The following is a 15,744-nucleotide window of genomic DNA, read 5'->3' on the forward strand; positions in this document are numbered from 1 at the left end:
ATGCAACATATCGAACAATCATCACTGGTATCCCGGTCGGCCAAATGGGGTCTGCTGTTGCTGACGGCCCTGTTCGTACTGCTGCCGTTCTGGATCACTGTTCTGGGCGGTTTCAAGACCCTGGGTGAGCTGCGCGTGGCGCCATTGGCGCTGCCGCGAACCTGGGATACCACGGCCTACATGGATATCCTGTTGAGTCCGACCACCTGGCGGATGATGATGAACTCGCTGATCATCACTGGCTTCACCGTCAGCATCGTGCTGATCACAGCGTCCATGCTGGCCTTCACCTTCTCGCACATGAAGTTTGCCGGGCGCAACTACATCTATTCCTATGTCATTCTGGGCATGATGTTTCCCGGTGCCACGGCCATACTGCCACTGTTCATCAAGGTGCGGGACCTGGGCCTGCTCGATACCTATGCGGGTGTGATCCTGCCGCAGGTGGCCTTTGGACTGGCCATGAGTGTGCTGCTGTTCCGCACCTTCTTCGAGCAGTTGCCCAAGGACCTGTTCGAGGCCGCGCTGGTGGATGGCTGCAGCTATGGTCGCTTCTTCTGGACCATTGTCATGCCGCTGTCGCAGCCGATACTGGCGACCGTGGGCGTGTTCATTCTGGTGCAGAGCTGGAACAACTACATCTTCCCGCTGATCATGCTGAATGACCGCGCGGTCTACCCCTGGCCATTGGGGCTGATGGAGTTCCGCGGCCAGTACGGGGCCGAGTGGAACCGCATTCTGGCCTACATCACGGTGACCATCATGCCGGCCGTGGCCTTCTTCCTCTATGCACAGAAATACATCGTGGCCGGCCTGACCGGCGGCGCTGTAAAGGGTTGAACAGGAGTTGTCATGTCGACTGAACCCATGATTGAAAATCCGATCCTGCCCGGCTTCAATGCCGATCCGTCCATCTGCCGGGTAGGGGATGACTATTATATTGCCACCTCCACCTTCGAGTGGTATCCGGGTGTGCAAATCCATCACTCGAAGGATCTGGTCAACTGGACCCTGGTCACCCGACCGCTGAACCGGGCCGACCTGCTGGACATGCGCGGCAACCCGGATTCCTGCGGGATCTGGGCACCCTGCCTGACCTGGAGTGATGGCCGCTTCTGGCTGGTCTACACAGACGTCAAGCGACATACGGGCAGCTTCAAGGATGCGCACAACTACATCACCACCTGTGACCGTATTGATGGCGACTGGAGCAAGCCGGTCTATGTGAACAGCAGCGGTTTCGACCCGTCGCTGTTCCATGATGACGATGGCCGCAAGTGGTTTCTCAACATGCGCTGGGACCACAGACCCAACCGGTCGCCGTTCAGTGGCATTCTGCTGCAGGAACTGGACCCGGACACCCTGGCCCTGACCGGCGAGGTGCACGAGATCTTTCATGGCAGTGAACTGGGCATGGAGGAAGGGCCGCATCTGTATCGGCGCAATGGCTACTACTACTTGCTGACTGCCGAAGGTGGCACCGAGTATGACCATGCCTGCACGCTGGCGCGCTCGCGTTCGATCACCGGGCCCTATGAGCTGCATCCGCTGACGCATATCACCACATCCCGGACCAACCCCGAGGCACGGCTGCAGCGGGCGGGTCACGGCGACATCGTGGAGACCCCCGAGGGTGAAACCTTTCTGGTGCACCTGTGCAGCCGACCCCTGCGCAACCGGGGCCGCAGCCCGCTGGGCCGTGAAACCGCTATCCAGCGCATGGAGTGGCGCGATGACGACTGGCTGTGGCCGCTGGAGGACGACCCCACCCCGCGTGACCGGGTGGTGGCTCCTGTCACAGGGCACAGCAGTCCGGCGCGGCCGACGCATTGTCGCTATGACTTTGCCGAGGCTGAGCTGCCACTGGATTTCCAGTGGCTGCGCACACCCCAGCCGGAGCAGATTTTCAACCTCAAGGCCCGGCCGGGCTATCTGCGCCTGCTGGGGCGTGAATCACTGGGCAGCCTGTTCACTTCCTCGCTGGTGGCGCGGCGGCAGCAGGCGCTGTGTTTTACCGCCACCACCGAGCTGGACTTTGCACCGCAGACCTTCCAGCAGATGGCGGGCCTGGTCTGCTACTACAACAGCCGCAAGTATCATTACCTCTATGTATCGCGGGATGCAGACCAGGGGCGCCAGTTGAACGTGATGAGCTGCCTGGCGCGGCTGGATGGCCAGTCCGAGTATCCGCTGGAGCCTGATCCCGTAGCGCTGCCCGAGCAGGGTGCCATCCTGTTGCGTGCCGAAGTCCGCTACGAACACCTGTATTTCTCCTGGGCGCTGGCCGACCATCCGCATGACTGGCACCAGTTGCCGCTGAAACTGGAATACAGCCTGCTCAGCGATGAAGCGGGTACGGGGGCCGGCAACAATTTCACCGGAGCCTTTGTCGGCATGGCCGCGCAGGATACTTCCGGGCAGGCGCTGCCGGCGGATTTTGCCTGGTTTGAATACGAAGAAAAGTAGTATGCTGAGCGGTCTGTCGTTCTTGAAACAAGGAATCTGAGCCATGGCTGTATCTGACCCGATATTCAATTGGGGCATCATCGCCCCGGGTCGCATTGCGCGCAACTTTGCACTGGGTCTGCAGGTGGTGCCGGAGGCTCGGCTGGGCGCTGTGGCCAGCCGCAATGCGGAGCGCGGTCAGGCCTTCGCCGACGAGTTTGGTGAAGCGGGGCATGTGCCGACAGTGCATGGTGATTATCAGGCGCTGCTGGATGATCCCGCGGTCGACGGTGTCTACATTGCCAGCCCGCACCGGTTTCATTTCGAGCAGGCCCTGATGGCGCTGCAGGCGGGCAAGCCGGTGGTGTGCGAGAAGCCGCTGACGGTGACTGCCGGGCAGGCCGAGCAGTTGATGGCGGCGGCGGAGAAGCAGGGCGTGTTTCTGATGGAAGCGCTCTGGTCCCGTTTTCTGCCGGTGTGGCAGCAGGTTCGCCGCTGGCTGGACGAAGACCGTATCGGCCGCGTGCACACCCTGCAGTCGGAGTTCTGCATGCTGGCACCGCGCGATGATTCGGATCGCCTGCTGAACCCGGAACTGGCCGGTGGCAACCTGCTCGATATGGGCATCTACTGTATTGCGCTGAGCCGATTTGTCACCGGGTGTGATCCGGACCGAATCCAGTCTTCGGTGCTCAAGGGCCCGACCGGGGTGGATGAGCGCACGGCGGCGATTCTGGATTATGGCGATACGGTCAGTCAGTTCACGGCCAGTTTTCTGACCGCGCGGCCCAATCATATGCTGATCGAAGGCGAGTTGGGCCGTATCGAGGTCGAGGGGCCGTTCTGGGCCTCCGAGCGCGCGCGGCTGGTACTTGACCCGGCCGGTGCAAATCCGGTCACGGAAGAGTTTGACGGCACGCACCGGGCCAGCGGTTTCGAGTACCAGATCGAGGCCGCCACGGCCGCCATCCGGGCCGGCCAGCTCGAGTGCCCCGGCATGCCCTGGGCCGCCACCCTCGGCACTGCCCGCGTGATGGACCAGATCCTGCGCGAAGGCGGCGTCACCTACCCCTTTTTGTAGGCCGTGGCCCCTGGCCACGCACGGCGCCGATCTCACCAGGGCACCTTTTCTGCCTGTGCTAATCGGACCGTCGCCAAGCTCGGGTACATGCCCTGTGAGACACGCAAAAAACGGCATCCATGCCAGCTCGGTTGCGGCCGTCCCTGGCCGCAAACGGTCTCACAGGGCATGCACCCGGCAGGCGACTCCAACCGTGCCTCCCAAGCCTGGTAGGCGGTGGCCCTTGGCCACGCATGCGTAAGCAAGCCTCGAAACTTCGCACTGTTCCCGCTACATGTGCTCCATTGCAGATGGAGTGCCTTCATGAGGATGGCACTGCAGGTGTGGCCGCCGGGAGTGGGTGCTGGGTGAGCAGGCCCACGGACATGTACCCGAGCCTGGCGACGGTACAGTGGCAGAAGCAGTTTTCGGAGCTGCAATACCATGCGTGAGCAAGGCTCACAGCCCACAATGGAGGCTGCGGCGCCCACCCTCAGACCAACGTCTAATGGGCACGGTACCCCTCAGGAGCTATAACGTCGGCTACAAATTTAACAAGACGCTATAGAAGGGGACCCTACCATGTCAGCGACCGTACCCATGCCCAACCCACTGGGCCGCCGCACCCGCTACAACCCCGACAGCTATGCCGAACTCCATGCCGCCTCACTGAACAACCCCGAAGGGTTCTGGTCCGCACAGGGCGAGCGCATCGACTGGTTTCAGCCCTATACCAAGATCAAGCATACCTCCTACGACCCGCACAACGTCGACATCCGCTGGTACGAAGACGGCACCCTGAATGCCTGCTACAACTGCCTGGACCGACACCTGCCCACCCATCGCGACAAGGCCGCCTTTATCTGGGAGGGCGACAGCCCGGACGTGCAGGCCACCATCACCTATGGTCAGTTGCACGAGCAGGTGTGTCGCTTTGCCAATGGCCTGAAGTCATTGGGCGTAGCCAAGGGCGACCGGGTCGCCATCTACATGCCCATGGTGCCCGAAGCCGTGGTCGCCATGCTGGCCTGTGCCCGCATCGGTGCAGTGCATTCGGTAATCTTTGCCGGCTTCTCGCCCAACGCCATCGCCGATCGGGTGAATGACTGTGGTGCCAGGGTGGTAATCACCAGCGACGAGGGCAAGCGTGGCGGCCATCGCATTCCGCTCAAGGCCAATGTCGATCAGGCACTGAAGAACGACGCCTGTGCCAGCATTACCAATGTAGTGGTATTGCGTCACACTGGTGCCGATGTGAACTGGACCGACGATCGGGATGTGGACTGGAAGACCCTGGTCGAGGCCGCCGACGTGCAGTGCCCGGCCGAGGAAATGGGGGCGGAAGACCCGTTGTTCATCCTCTACACCTCGGGTTCGACCGGCAAGCCCAAGGGGGTATTGCATACCACCGGCGGCTACATGGTTTATGCTGCGCTGACCCACGAGGCCATCTTCGACCTGCAGGACGACGACATCTACTGGTGCGCCGCCGACGTCGGCTGGATCACCGGCCACACCTATATCGTCTATGGCCCGCTGGCCAATGGTACGACCAGTATCCTGTTCGAGGGTGTGCCCACTTCCCCGGGTCCGGGTCGGGTGGGTGAGATCATCGACAAGCATGGCGTGACCATCCTTTATACCGCGCCGACTCTGGTACGTGCCCTGATGGCCAAGGGTAACGAAGCCACCTACACCAGCTACCGGGCCACCCTGCGCCTGCTGGGCAGTGTCGGTGAGCCGATCAACCCGGAAGCCTGGAACTGGTACTTCGAGAAGATGGGCAATGGTCAGGCGCCCATCGTCGATACCTGGTGGCAGACCGAAACCGGTGGCGCCCTGATGACACCGTTGCCCGGCGTCTGCGACATGAAACCGGGTTCGGCCATGCTGCCGTTCTTTGGTGTGCGCCCAGGGCTGGTCGACAATGAAGGCAACGAACTGACCGAGCGCGGGGAGGTGCAGGGCAACCTGGTACTGCTGGACTCCTGGCCTGGCCAGGCGCGCACCCTCTGGGGTGATCATGACCGCTTCGTGCAGACCTATTTCAGCAGCTACCCCGGCATGTACTTTACCGGTGACGGCGCGCGGCGCGATGCCGACGGCCACTACTGGATTACCGGCCGGGTGGATGACGTGCTGAATGTCTCCGGGCACCGTCTGGGCACCGCCGAGATCGAGAGTGCGCTGGTGGCCCATGAGTCAGTGGCCGAAGCGGCCGTGGTGGGCTATCCGCACGACCTCAAGGGGCAGGGCATCTATGTCTATGTGACCCTGAGCGAGGGCGTCGAACCGAGTGACGCGCTGGAACAGGAACTGCGCCGGTGGGTGCGCTCCGAGCTAAGCCCGATCGCCACGCCGGATGTCATCCAGTGGGCCGGCGGCCTGCCCAAGACCCGTTCCGGCAAGATCATGCGGCGCATCCTGCGCAAGATCGCCACCAACGAATATGACAGCCTGGGGGATACCTCTACGCTGGCTGACCCCTCTGTGGTAGAGTCGCTGATTCAGGAACATGAACGGCGGCAGACCACCGAGGCTGATGGCTAGATTCCTTGTAGCAGATGATCATCCACTGTTTCGTGAGGCCCTGCAGGGGGCACTCGCGAAGCAGTTTGCTGCCCTGGAGTTGCGTGAAGCTGACAGCCTGGAAGCCACCCTGGCTGCCCTTGAGGACGACGACGATGTCGACCTGCTGCTGCTTGATCTGCATATGCCGGGCAGTGGTGATCTCTATGGCCTGATTCGGGTCCGTGAAGACTACCCGCTGTTGCCGGTGGCCATCATCTCCGGCAGTGAAGACCCGGATGTCATGGCCCGCTGCATCGGCTTCGGTGCGCTGGGGTTCATTCCCAAGTCACTGCCTTCCGGCAACATTGCCGAGGCCATTCAGACCATTCTGGATGGTGACACCTGGGTGCCCGAGGGTGTGGCCGACCGCCTCGCCGGCCTGTCGCAGGAAGATCAGGACCTGGCCCACAAGGTCGCCGAACTGACGCCGCAGCAATACCGTGTGCTCTGCCATCTGCACGAAGGCCTGCTCAACAAGCAGATTGCCTATGCTCTGGGCATCACCGAAGCCACCGTCAAGGCTCATATCACTGCCATTTTCCGCAAGCTCGACATCAACAACCGCACCCAGGCCGTACTGATGGCCGAACGGCTGCAACTGACGCCCTCCGAATAAGCCCCCTCTCGACCCCAATCGATCTGTAACAATTGAAACAGAATTGAAATCTCCGGTTCATTTTCCCGCGCCACAGTTCCTCATCGCAATTATCGAACGCTTGAGGTGATACTGTGTTGCATGTAACGGCTGATGCCATTGCCCTGGGACGTGAGGTCGCAGACAAGGATGCTGCCATAGCGCAGGTGGGCGACCTGATGGTGCAGGCCGGATTCATGGACCCGGGCTATATCGACAGCATGCGCGGTCGTGAGCAGGAGGCCAATACGCTGCTGGGCAATGGCATCGCCATCCCGCACGGGCTGCAGAAGGACCGGGAACTGATTCACCGTACCGGCGTGGCCGTGCTGCAGGTACCGGCCGGGGTGGACTGGAAGGACGGCGAGAAGGCGCATGTCATTGTCGGTATCGCAGCGCGGTCTGATGAACACATTCGGATACTCTCCAATCTGACCGATGTGCTGGCGGATGAGACTCTGGCGCGGGACCTGGCACAGACCGATGACGTCAACCTGCTGCTGGCCGCGCTCAATGGTGACACAGCACCAGCGGAACCAGTGCGGCTGTCGGATTATGAATATCAGAGCGTTGTGCACTATCCGGCCGGGGCAGGGCTGCACGCCCGGCCGGCCACTTTTTTTACCGAACTGGCGGCCACATTCGAGGCCGATGTTAGGGTGCGCAATGGTGATCGGTCGGCGGACGGACAGTCCATGTCGGCCCTGCTGCGCCTGGGGGTGACCGGCGGCTGTGAACTGGTGGTGTCGACGCAGGGGCCGCAGGCCGAAGAGGCGTTGGCCGCTCTGACTGCAGCCATCCGGGACGGGCTGGGTGACAGCGGCGAGCCTGAAGAGGCGCCGGTGGCTGCGACCGAGCGGGCGTATGCCGGGGTCTGTTGCCGGGGCATTGCCGCGGCGCCCGGTATCGCTGTGGGTCCACTGATGACCTGGCACAGCACGGAAGTGGTTCTGCAGGAAGAGGCCGGCGAGCCCGCCGTCGAGCAGGCTCGCCTGCGCCAGGCCGTGGCGGCTGCGACCGCCGAAATCGACGATCTGGTGCGGCATGCTGAAGCGCATCAGCAGCGGGATGAAGCCGGCATCTTTAGTGCCCATCGCGGCCTGCTGGCGGATCCGGACCTGTTGCAGCGGGCCGAGCAGGCATTGACCGCAGGGGTTTCAGCGCCCGTAGCCTGGTGGCACTGCATTCAGAAAGAGGTCGAGAGTCTGCGCGCCCTGGTGGACGAGCGGCTGGCGGGTCGGGCCAGCGACATGGAGGACGTCGGCGTGCGCGTATTGCGTCACCTGGACCCTTCTGCCGTCAGGACCCGGGCACTGGAACTCGGTGAACCCGGGATTCTGGTGGCCCATGACCTGACCCCCACCGAAACCGCCACCCTGGACCGAGATCGGGTGCTGGGCTTCGTCACGGCTGTGGGCGGGCCTACTTCGCATACCGCCATCCTGGCCCGATCATTGGGCATTCCAGCTCTGGTCGGTATGGGCCCCGAGGTGCTCAATCTGCGCAGTGAGCAGGCCATCGTGGATGCTGCCGCCGGCCTGCTGGTGACCGATCCTACCGACCAGGACCTGAAACTGGCCGAAGTCGTCTGCGCCCAGGCCACGCGTGACCATCAGCGTGCCTGGGACAGTCGTTTCGAGCCGGCCCTGACCAGAGATGCAGAGCGCATCGAGGTGGTAGGCAATATCGGTTCTGCTGCCGAGGCACAGGCGGTGGTCGATCACGGCGGTGAGGGCGTGGGGCTGCTGCGCACCGAATTCCTGTTTCTGGGGCGGGACAGTGCCCCGGATGAAGACGAGCAATATGCCGAATACCGGGCCATGATCGAGGCCCTGAACGGCTTCCCCCTGATTATCCGCACGTTGGATATCGGTGGGGACAAGCAGGTGCCCTATCTGAATCTGCAGGCGGAGGACAACCCCTTCCTGGGCGTACGGGGCATCCGACTCTGTCTGCGTGAAGAAGCGCTGTTTCGCACCCAGTTGCGGGCTATCTACCGGGCCAGTCGGCACGGGCCGGTCAAGATCATGTTCCCCATGGTCGGCCTGCTGGAGGAACTGCGTCAGGCCCGGGCTCTGGCCGAGTCGGCCCGTATCGAGGTCGGTGCTGATCCGGTGGATCTGGGCATCATGATCGAAGTGCCTTCGGCCGTGGCTCTGGCGGATGCGTTCGCACAGGAGGCGGACTTCTTCTCTATCGGCACCAATGACCTGACGCAGTACACCCTGGCCATGGACCGCATGCACCCGGCCCTGGCCGCACAGGCCGATGCCCTGCACCCGGCCGTGCTGCGCATGATTCAGCTGACCTGTGAGGCCGCCGCCCGCCATGGCCGCTGGGTCGGTGTCTGTGGTGGTGTGGCCGCCGAGCCACTGGCCGCGTGCATCCTGGCCGGCCTGGGGGTGAACGAACTGTCCATGAATGCCGCCGCCATTCCGGCGGTCAAGCTGGCGCTGCGGCAAGCCCGGCTCAGTGACTGCCGGACCCTGGCCCGACAGGCCCTGACCCGGACGACTGCCGCCGAGGTGCAGGCGCTGGACCTGCAGGCGGACGCCGGGGAGGCCGACCATGACTGAGGTGCTGGACGTCATGACCCTGACCCTGAACCCTGCGGTCGACTGGACTCTGGAAGTGTCCGACTTGACGGTTGGCCAGGTCAACCGGGTGGGGTGTCAGAGTCGCAACCCGGGCGGCAAGGGTATCAACGTGGCCGCGCGCCTGGCCGCAGCCGGTCATGTCACTGCTGCCACCGGACTGCTGGGCGAGGCCAATGACGCTCTCTTTCGGGATCTCTTTGCCACGCATCGGATCGCGGACCACTGTGTTCGGGTGGCCGGTGAAACCCGCACCAATGTGAAAGTGGTCGACCCGCAGTCGCAGACTGTCACCGACCTGAATCAGCCTGGACTGCCCCCTTCGAATGCCGCCATGCAGGCGCTGGAACAGGTGCTGTTCGAAGGACCGGTGCCGGCCTGGTATGTGCTGTCCGGCAGTTTGCCCCCCGGCCTGGATGATCGGGTCTATGCCGACTGGATTCCCCGGCTGCAGGCCCGTGGTGCCCGTGTGGCGGTCGATGCCAGCGGGGTCGCACTGAGTGCGGCGGTCGCCGCACGGCCCGATCTGATCAAGCCCAATCATCATGAACTGGCTGAACTGACCGGCCAGCCCACCGACACGCCGGACCAGTGCCTGCAGCAGGCCCGTGAACTGGTGCGCAGCGGTATTGCCCGGGTGGTGGTCTCCATGGGCGCCGACGGGGCTCTGCTGGTGACAGCGGATACGGCGGTGCGGGTGGTGCCGGGCCCGGTGCAGTTGCGCACCACTGTCGGTGCCGGTGATGCGATGGTGGCCGGGGTACTCAAGGGCCTGCTCGATGGCGGCTCACTGGCCGAAGCAGGCCGGCTCGGTACGGCCTTCGCAATGTGTGCACTGGAACAGATCGGCCTGGCAGTGCCCGATGCGGCAGCGCTGGCCCGTTACCGGGCGGGCATCGGCGTGCAGACACTTGCCGCTGACCGCCTGTCCCCGACCATCCACCAACAACAAAAACCTGCGTAACAGAGGAGGCCAGCATGGCCAATATCGTTGCTATCACATCCTGTCCAACCGGGATTGCACACACCTTCATGGCGGCTTCCGCCCTGGAGAAAACTGCCCAGGCTCAGGGCCACACCATCAAGGTGGAAACCCAGGGCTCAGTGGGTGCAAAGAACCAACTGACCGAGGAGGACATTGCCGCTGCGGATCTGGTGATCATTGCGGCGGATACGCATGTCGAGATGACCCGTTTCGCCGGCAAGAAGGTCTATGAAACGTCCACCGGTGAAGCGGTCAAGAACACGGCGGCGGTCATCGAACGGGCACTGGCCGAAGCCAGTGTCCAGGGGGGCGATGCCCAGCAAGGTTCGCTGGCGGACGAAGTCAGCGCCATCAAGGCCGACCGCAAGGCCAGCATGGGTGGTCCCTACAAGCATCTGCTCACCGGTGTGTCCTACATGCTGCCGATGGTGGTGGCCGGTGGTCTGATGATCGCCCTGTCGTTCATGTTTGGTATCACGGCGTTCGAGGAAGAGGGCACTCTGGCCTGGGCACTGATGGAAATCGGCGGCGGTGCAGCCTTCCATCTGATGATTGCAGTGCTGGCCGGTTATATTTCCTTCTCCATTGCCGACCGGGCCGGTCTGGCACCGGGTCTGATCGGCGGCATGCTGGCGACCAATCTGGAAGCTGGGTTCCTGGGCGGTATTGTGGCCGGCTTTCTGGCCGGCTACACCACCAAGCTGATCATCGACAATATCCGCCTGCCCGAGAGTCTGGCGGGTCTGATGCCGGTGCTGGTAGTGCCGCTGCTGTCGAGCCTGGTGGTCGGCCTGCTGATGATCTTCGTGATCGGGGGCCCGGTAGGCTGGCTGAATGCCGCCATGGCAGACTTCCTGCAAGGCCTGACCGGTGCCAATGTACTGCTGCTGGGCGTGATCATTGGCGGCATGATGGCCATCGACATGGGCGGCCCGATCAACAAGGCGGCCTATACGGTCTCGGTCGGTCTGCTGGCAGAGGGCATTTCCGGGCCCATGGCAGCGGCCATGGCGGCCGGCATGACGCCGCCGCTGGGCATTGCGCTGGCCACCTTTGTGGCGCGGCAGAAATTCAATGCAGCCGAACGTGAAGCCGGCAAGGCGGCCGGGGTACTGGGTCTGTGCTTCATTACCGAAGGCGCCATCCCGTTTGCGGTCAAGGATCCGCTGCGTGTGATTCCGTCGCTGATGATCGGCTCGGCCGTGGCCGGTGCGCTGGCATTGGGCTTTGGGTCGACTCTGGCAGCACCGCATGGCGGTATCTTCGTGCTTGCCATTCCGAACGCCGTGGGCAACCTGGGTATGTACGCCGTCTCAATTCTGGCCGGCACCGTGGTCACCGCTGTGGCGCTGATCGTGCTCAAGCGCCCGATCGAGGAAGTGTCCGCCGGCAGCAGGGCGACGAAAGCTGGCGCCACCAAGGCTGAAACTGCCTGATCTCTGTGCCCGCGTCACTGCCTGGCAGTGACGCAGATATGGACCCGCCGGGACGCCTCAGGGCGTACCCGGCGTTTTTGCTGCCCGGCCATCCGGCGGCAGGTATAGCCAGGATGACCTGCATTCCGCTACATTGAGTGCAGGGGGAACAATTGATGACAGACGCAGCGCATGTTCTGGTGGTAAACAGGGACGCGAGTATCCGCACACAAGTTGCTGCGGATGATCGGGTTGCCGTCGAGGTAAAGTGCCTTGCGTAACTTCAATCTCGGTTTTTATCTGAATCTCGATCTGCCGCGGCGGGTGCGCCTTGCCATCATGGTACTGGGCGCCCTGCTGCTGGTACTGGTGCTGATCGGCTGGTGGGGGCTGGCCCAGGCCCAGCGCACGGCCGAAGAGTTGCAGACGCGCACCCTGGCCGATGTGTCCACCGCCCTGGGCCTGGCTGACAGTGCGGCGCAGATTGCGGCGCTGGGACCGCGGATCGCCGAAGCGACAGAGTCCTATCAGTTGCAGGCGGCACGACACCAAATGGACATGCGCTTTGCGGCCCTGAGCGAACAGGTGGATAGCCTGTCCGACCGTGCGTTCAGAAGCGCCCTGGAGCAGGAGGTGGATCAGTTGCAGGCCCAGTTCCGGCAATTGACGGAGCAGGTGGAGCAGGACCTGTTTGTACGCGACGACCTGATGACCTACCGATTCGAACTGGCGGACTGGCAACAGCGTGTACTGGCTCGGACAGAGGGTCGCGCAGCGCAGGATCTGGGCATGACACTGCAGATGTATCAGCAGGCGCTGCTGGCGGCCCCGCCGCTGCCTTCTTTGCCGAACGGCCTGCTCGCTGATATCCATGCCCGGATGGCCGACCAGGTGGCTCAGGCAGAGCTGGCTGACACCGCAGGTGCCGAGCTGGAGACGCTGGTGGAGGGGGCCTCCGAGCGCTTTCTGGCCCGGGCCGAGCTGCTGGACCACAGGCACGTACTGCTGGCGCGTACGCGCTACCAGTCCGAGGCGCTGACGGACGTGGTGCAGGGCTACGTCGGGCAACTGCAGCAAGTGCTGGGGTCCCAGCGTGACACCCTGCAGGGTACCTTGCTGATGGGCCGCACTGGCCTGTTGGTGGTAGCCTTGCTGGCCGTTCTGGCGCTGCTGGAAGGATTTCGACTCCTGGTCCGCATGACGCCGGAGCGCATGGAGCGCAGGAGCCCGAATGACTGATATCAAACGGGCGCAAACAGGTAGTTCACCATGTGGAAAATGATGCGCAAGTCTCTGCCCGGCCTGCTGGCGCTTGGCCTGCTGAGCGCCGGCCTGGCCCTGGCCAACACCGGCGGTGCGGACGCCGAAGGCAACGGCCAGCCCGAAGCGAGCCCGGTGTCGATTGCTGTCCTGGTCAATGATCTGGGCAACCCCTATTTTCAGGCACTGGCAGCCAGTGCGCGCGCAACTGCCCGGGCAGAACTGGGGGCGGACGCCCGGGTGACGGTGGTCTCCAGTGGCTATGGTATCGAACGTCAGCGTGCACAGTTGCTGGCCGCGCAGGCCGAAGGGCACCGTCTGATCATCATCTCGGCGGCACACCCGGCTGCCCTCAGCCCTGTCATAGATGAGCTGCGCGCGGACGACATCGCTGTGGTGGCGGTCGATGTGGCGGTGTCCGGGGCTCATATCACCATCACTACCTACAATGATCAGGCTGGCTTCATGTCCTGCGAGCATCTGGCGGTAGAACTGGATGGTGCCGGTCGAGTTGGCATCCTGAGTGGCCCTCCGACAGCATCGTTTCTGGCACGGGTGAGTGGCTGTGAAGAGGCGCTGGCCGATTTCCCGGATATCGAGATTGTCGCGCATGAAGATTCCGGTGCCAGCTATGTCGGCGGCATCGAGGCCATGACCCGGCTGCTGGCGCGGCACGCCGATCTGGATGCGGTGTTCAGTGTCAGTGATCTGGCCGCCCAGGGGGCAGCGACAGCGGCCCGGGTCAGCGATCGTGCCGAGGTCAGGATTGCATCAGTGGACGGGTCGCCGGCTGTTGTGCAGGCCCTGCAGGCCGGTGGTACACCCTTGCTCAACACGGCTGCACAGTTTCCCCGCCTGATGGGCAGTGCAGCGGTGGAGCGGGGCCTGCATTTCCTGCGCACCGGAGACGTCGCAGAGGATATGGTACTGATACGGGCCGACATCATTCATGCGGGCAATGCCGGGCGTTACTGTGACTGGCAGCGGTGTTAAAACCTCTTCAGGGCTGGAACCAGAGTTCCTCGCGGTCCAGCGGTGTGGCCGCAGGCAGCAGCGGGTTGTCCAGTTCCAGTATGACCCGGTTGCCCAGGTCGGCCCGTGCAATGGCATCGCCATACCAGGACTCGAACAGGGCCTGGAAACTGCCGTCGGCAATGGCGCGGTTGAGGCCGGTTTCCAGCGCTTCGGCGAGTGCGTCATCGTCCGGTGCGACAAAGAAGTAGACCGCTGCCGGGTAGCGCAGGGCCAGATGCGGGCTGACGATGATGTTGTCGGCTGCGTGGGTGTCCGCTTCGGCCCAGATTTCCAGCACGGAGCGCGGGAAATAGTCGAACCGACCGGCATTGAGCATGGGGAAAAGCTGGCGATAGTCCGACCCGGCCACAACCGGCAGCTCATTGGCCTGCAGAATGGTGGTGTCCGGCCAGCCATGGCCCTGACCGGCACGGAGTGCGCGCAACTCATCCATTGCAGTGATGTCGGCCAGCAGGTCCTCATTGTCGGCCCTGACCAGCGGAATACGCAGACCGATCAGGCCCCGGTAGATGGGGATGCGAATCGGCCGCAGCAGGTTTTCACGTTCGTCCGAGGTCATGGTCCACATGACATTGAGCTGGCCGCCCCGGGAGACTTCGAGCATGGCCCGCTGTTGCTGAATGCGGCTGGTATTGGGCACCAGATCGAATTCAGTTCCGGATTTCTGCAGCGCCAGCTGCAGCAATGCCCCAGGGTAGTCAAAACGCTGATCGTCGCTGTCCTGGGCGAGAAAGCGTACCGTTGGCGGGTCAGATTCAGTGCTGAGGGCAGGGGGCACCCACGTCAGCAACAGGGTCAAAAGTATCAGCAGCCGCAAATGCATGGGCGGACCTCAAGGGGCAGTCATGATCTTGTAGTTGTCGTACAGCCAGTCTAGCACCGGGTGACATTGTCTGCCCTGCAGACCATACTGCCGGGACCATTCTTTTGCCCGGATTGTGACTCAACTCTCATGTCTACGCCTGTGTTCCAGCAACTTGATCACCAGCCTTCCGCCATTGGCGACATCAGCCTGCGCCGCCGCCGTTACCCGGTCACCGGGGAAAGGGATATCTATGAAGTGAAACTGGGCGATGAATTCCTGATGTCCAGTCTGTTTGTCGAGGCCGAGGTGGCGCTGGCCGAGCTGGGTCTGAAGGCTGTCGCCGGTGATCAACTGCAGGTGGTCGTCGGTGGCCTGGGTCTGGGCTATACCGCCCGGGCGGCGCTGGACTGCGAGCGTGTGGTCAGCCTGCGGGTGGTGGAGTATCTGCAGCCGGTTATCGACTGGCATCGACAGGGGCTGGTGCCACTGGGGCCGGAACTGACCGGTGATCCACGCTGCACCCTGGTGTGCGGCGACTTCTTTGCGCTGGCAACCGAGCCCGACCAGGCCTTTGATGCCGATTTCCCCGACCGACGCTACGACGCCATACTGCTGGATATCGACCACACACCCGAAGCCCTGCTGGACCCGGCCAATGCCCGTTTTTACGGGCGTGACGGGCTGCGTGCCATGGCCCACCAGCTCAAGCCCGAGGGCGTGTTCGGCCTGTGGTCCGACGCCGCCGCCGATGAGCGCTTTCTGCAGGCACTGCGCGCCGTGTTCAGGGAAGTGCAGGACCACGAGATTCGCTTCGCCAACCCCTTCACCGGCGGCGAAGCCAGTAACCGGATCTATATTGCTCAGGGAACACTGAAAAATGAAGGAGACATCAACGCCACCGCCGTGTGACAAGCGTCATGCTGCAGTCCCGCCGACCCGG

The 15,744-nt window shown here is 63.1% G+C and carries 12 protein-coding genes; 11 read left to right on the forward strand and 1 reads right to left on the reverse strand.

Annotated features, from left to right (window positions below):
• The 10 genes from E4656_RS16400 to E4656_RS16445 all read left to right on the forward strand — a co-directional run bounded on the left by E4656_RS16400 (nucleotide 1) and on the right by E4656_RS16445 (nucleotide 13,957).
• On the forward strand, nucleotides 1-840 hold the full coding sequence (locus E4656_RS16400) for a carbohydrate ABC transporter permease (RefSeq protein WP_135484394.1): 840 nt from the start codon (nucleotides 1-3) through the stop codon (nucleotides 838-840).
• Between the two features lie 12 nt (nucleotides 841-852).
• Nucleotides 853-2,466: a glycoside hydrolase family 43 protein gene (locus E4656_RS16405; protein ID WP_240754007.1), complete on the forward strand. Its 1,614-nt coding sequence runs from the start codon at nucleotides 853-855 to the stop codon at nucleotides 2,464-2,466.
• A gap of 43 nt (nucleotides 2,467-2,509) precedes the next feature.
• The gene (locus E4656_RS16410) at nucleotides 2,510-3,526 is read left to right on the forward strand and encodes a Gfo/Idh/MocA family protein (protein WP_135484395.1); all 1,017 of its coding nucleotides are present in this window, start codon (nucleotides 2,510-2,512) and stop codon (nucleotides 3,524-3,526) included.
• Nucleotides 3,527-4,087: 561 nt separating this feature from the next.
• Nucleotides 4,088-6,055, forward strand: coding sequence for an acetate--CoA ligase (acs, locus tag E4656_RS16415; RefSeq protein WP_135484396.1), 1,968 nt, complete (start codon nucleotides 4,088-4,090; stop codon nucleotides 6,053-6,055).
• Nucleotides 6,048-6,692: a response regulator transcription factor gene (locus tag E4656_RS16420; protein ID WP_135484397.1), complete on the forward strand. Its 645-nt coding sequence runs from the start codon at nucleotides 6,048-6,050 to the stop codon at nucleotides 6,690-6,692. Before acs ends, E4656_RS16420 begins: the two co-directional genes overlap by 8 nt.
• Before the next feature lie 113 nt (nucleotides 6,693-6,805).
• Nucleotides 6,806-9,286: a phosphoenolpyruvate--protein phosphotransferase gene (ptsP, locus tag E4656_RS16425; protein WP_135484398.1), complete on the forward strand. Its 2,481-nt coding sequence runs from the start codon at nucleotides 6,806-6,808 to the stop codon at nucleotides 9,284-9,286.
• Complete coding sequence (pfkB, locus tag E4656_RS16430) at nucleotides 9,279-10,268, forward strand: 1-phosphofructokinase (RefSeq protein WP_135484399.1); 990 nt, start codon at nucleotides 9,279-9,281, stop codon at nucleotides 10,266-10,268. Before ptsP ends, pfkB begins: the two co-directional genes overlap by 8 nt.
• Before the next feature lie 14 nt (nucleotides 10,269-10,282).
• A complete protein-coding gene (locus E4656_RS16435) occupies nucleotides 10,283-11,725 on the forward strand; it encodes a fructose-specific PTS transporter subunit EIIC (protein ID WP_135484400.1) in 1,443 nt (480 codons plus the stop codon).
• A 252-nt stretch (nucleotides 11,726-11,977) separates the two neighbouring features.
• Nucleotides 11,978-12,943, forward strand: a complete 966-nt coding sequence (locus tag E4656_RS16440; protein ID WP_135484401.1) for a hypothetical protein — start codon at nucleotides 11,978-11,980, stop codon at nucleotides 12,941-12,943.
• A gap of 30 nt (nucleotides 12,944-12,973) precedes the next feature.
• Entirely contained in the window at nucleotides 12,974-13,957 is a 984-nt protein-coding gene (locus tag E4656_RS16445) for a substrate-binding domain-containing protein (RefSeq protein ID WP_135484402.1), read from the forward strand.
• 7 nt (nucleotides 13,958-13,964) lie between these two features.
• Here the strand turns inward: E4656_RS16445 and E4656_RS16450 are convergent, their stop codons facing one another.
• The gene (locus tag E4656_RS16450) at nucleotides 13,965-14,822 is read right to left on the reverse strand and encodes a substrate-binding periplasmic protein (protein WP_135484403.1); all 858 of its coding nucleotides are present in this window, start codon (nucleotides 14,820-14,822) and stop codon (nucleotides 13,965-13,967) included.
• Between the two features lie 129 nt (nucleotides 14,823-14,951).
• Between E4656_RS16450 and E4656_RS16455 the strand changes: the two genes are divergently transcribed.
• Nucleotides 14,952-15,713 (forward strand): polyamine aminopropyltransferase, encoded by a 762-nt coding sequence (locus E4656_RS16455; protein WP_135484404.1) that lies wholly within the window; start codon nucleotides 14,952-14,954, stop codon nucleotides 15,711-15,713.
• Nucleotides 15,714-15,744: the final 31 nt, after the last annotated feature.

The organism is Natronospirillum operosum, assembly GCF_004768465.1.
Taxonomy (GTDB): domain Bacteria; phylum Pseudomonadota; class Gammaproteobacteria; order Pseudomonadales; family Natronospirillaceae; genus Natronospirillum; species Natronospirillum operosum.

What these genes read in the sequence shown, in the direction of transcription:
- E4656_RS16400 (WP_135484394.1), top strand. Translation starts at nt 1, where the DNA reads ATGCAACATATCGAACAATCATCACTGGTATCCCGGTCGGCCAAATGG.
- E4656_RS16455 (WP_135484404.1), top strand. Translation starts at nt 14,952, where the DNA reads ATGTCTACGCCTGTGTTCCAGCAACTTGATCACCAGCCTTCCGCCATT.
- E4656_RS16450 (WP_135484403.1), bottom strand. Translation starts at nt 14,822, where the DNA reads ATGCATTTGCGGCTGCTGATACTTTTGACCCTGTTGCTGACGTGGGTG.
- E4656_RS16435 (WP_135484400.1), top strand. Translation starts at nt 10,283, where the DNA reads ATGGCCAATATCGTTGCTATCACATCCTGTCCAACCGGGATTGCACAC.
- E4656_RS16420 (WP_135484397.1), top strand. Translation starts at nt 6,048, where the DNA reads ATGGCTAGATTCCTTGTAGCAGATGATCATCCACTGTTTCGTGAGGCC.
- E4656_RS16405 (WP_240754007.1), top strand. Translation starts at nt 853, where the DNA reads ATGTCGACTGAACCCATGATTGAAAATCCGATCCTGCCCGGCTTCAAT.
- pfkB (WP_135484399.1), top strand. Translation starts at nt 9,279, where the DNA reads ATGACTGAGGTGCTGGACGTCATGACCCTGACCCTGAACCCTGCGGTC.
- E4656_RS16410 (WP_135484395.1), top strand. Translation starts at nt 2,510, where the DNA reads ATGGCTGTATCTGACCCGATATTCAATTGGGGCATCATCGCCCCGGGT.
- E4656_RS16445 (WP_135484402.1), top strand. Translation starts at nt 12,974, where the DNA reads ATGTGGAAAATGATGCGCAAGTCTCTGCCCGGCCTGCTGGCGCTTGGC.
- acs (WP_135484396.1), top strand. Translation starts at nt 4,088, where the DNA reads ATGTCAGCGACCGTACCCATGCCCAACCCACTGGGCCGCCGCACCCGC.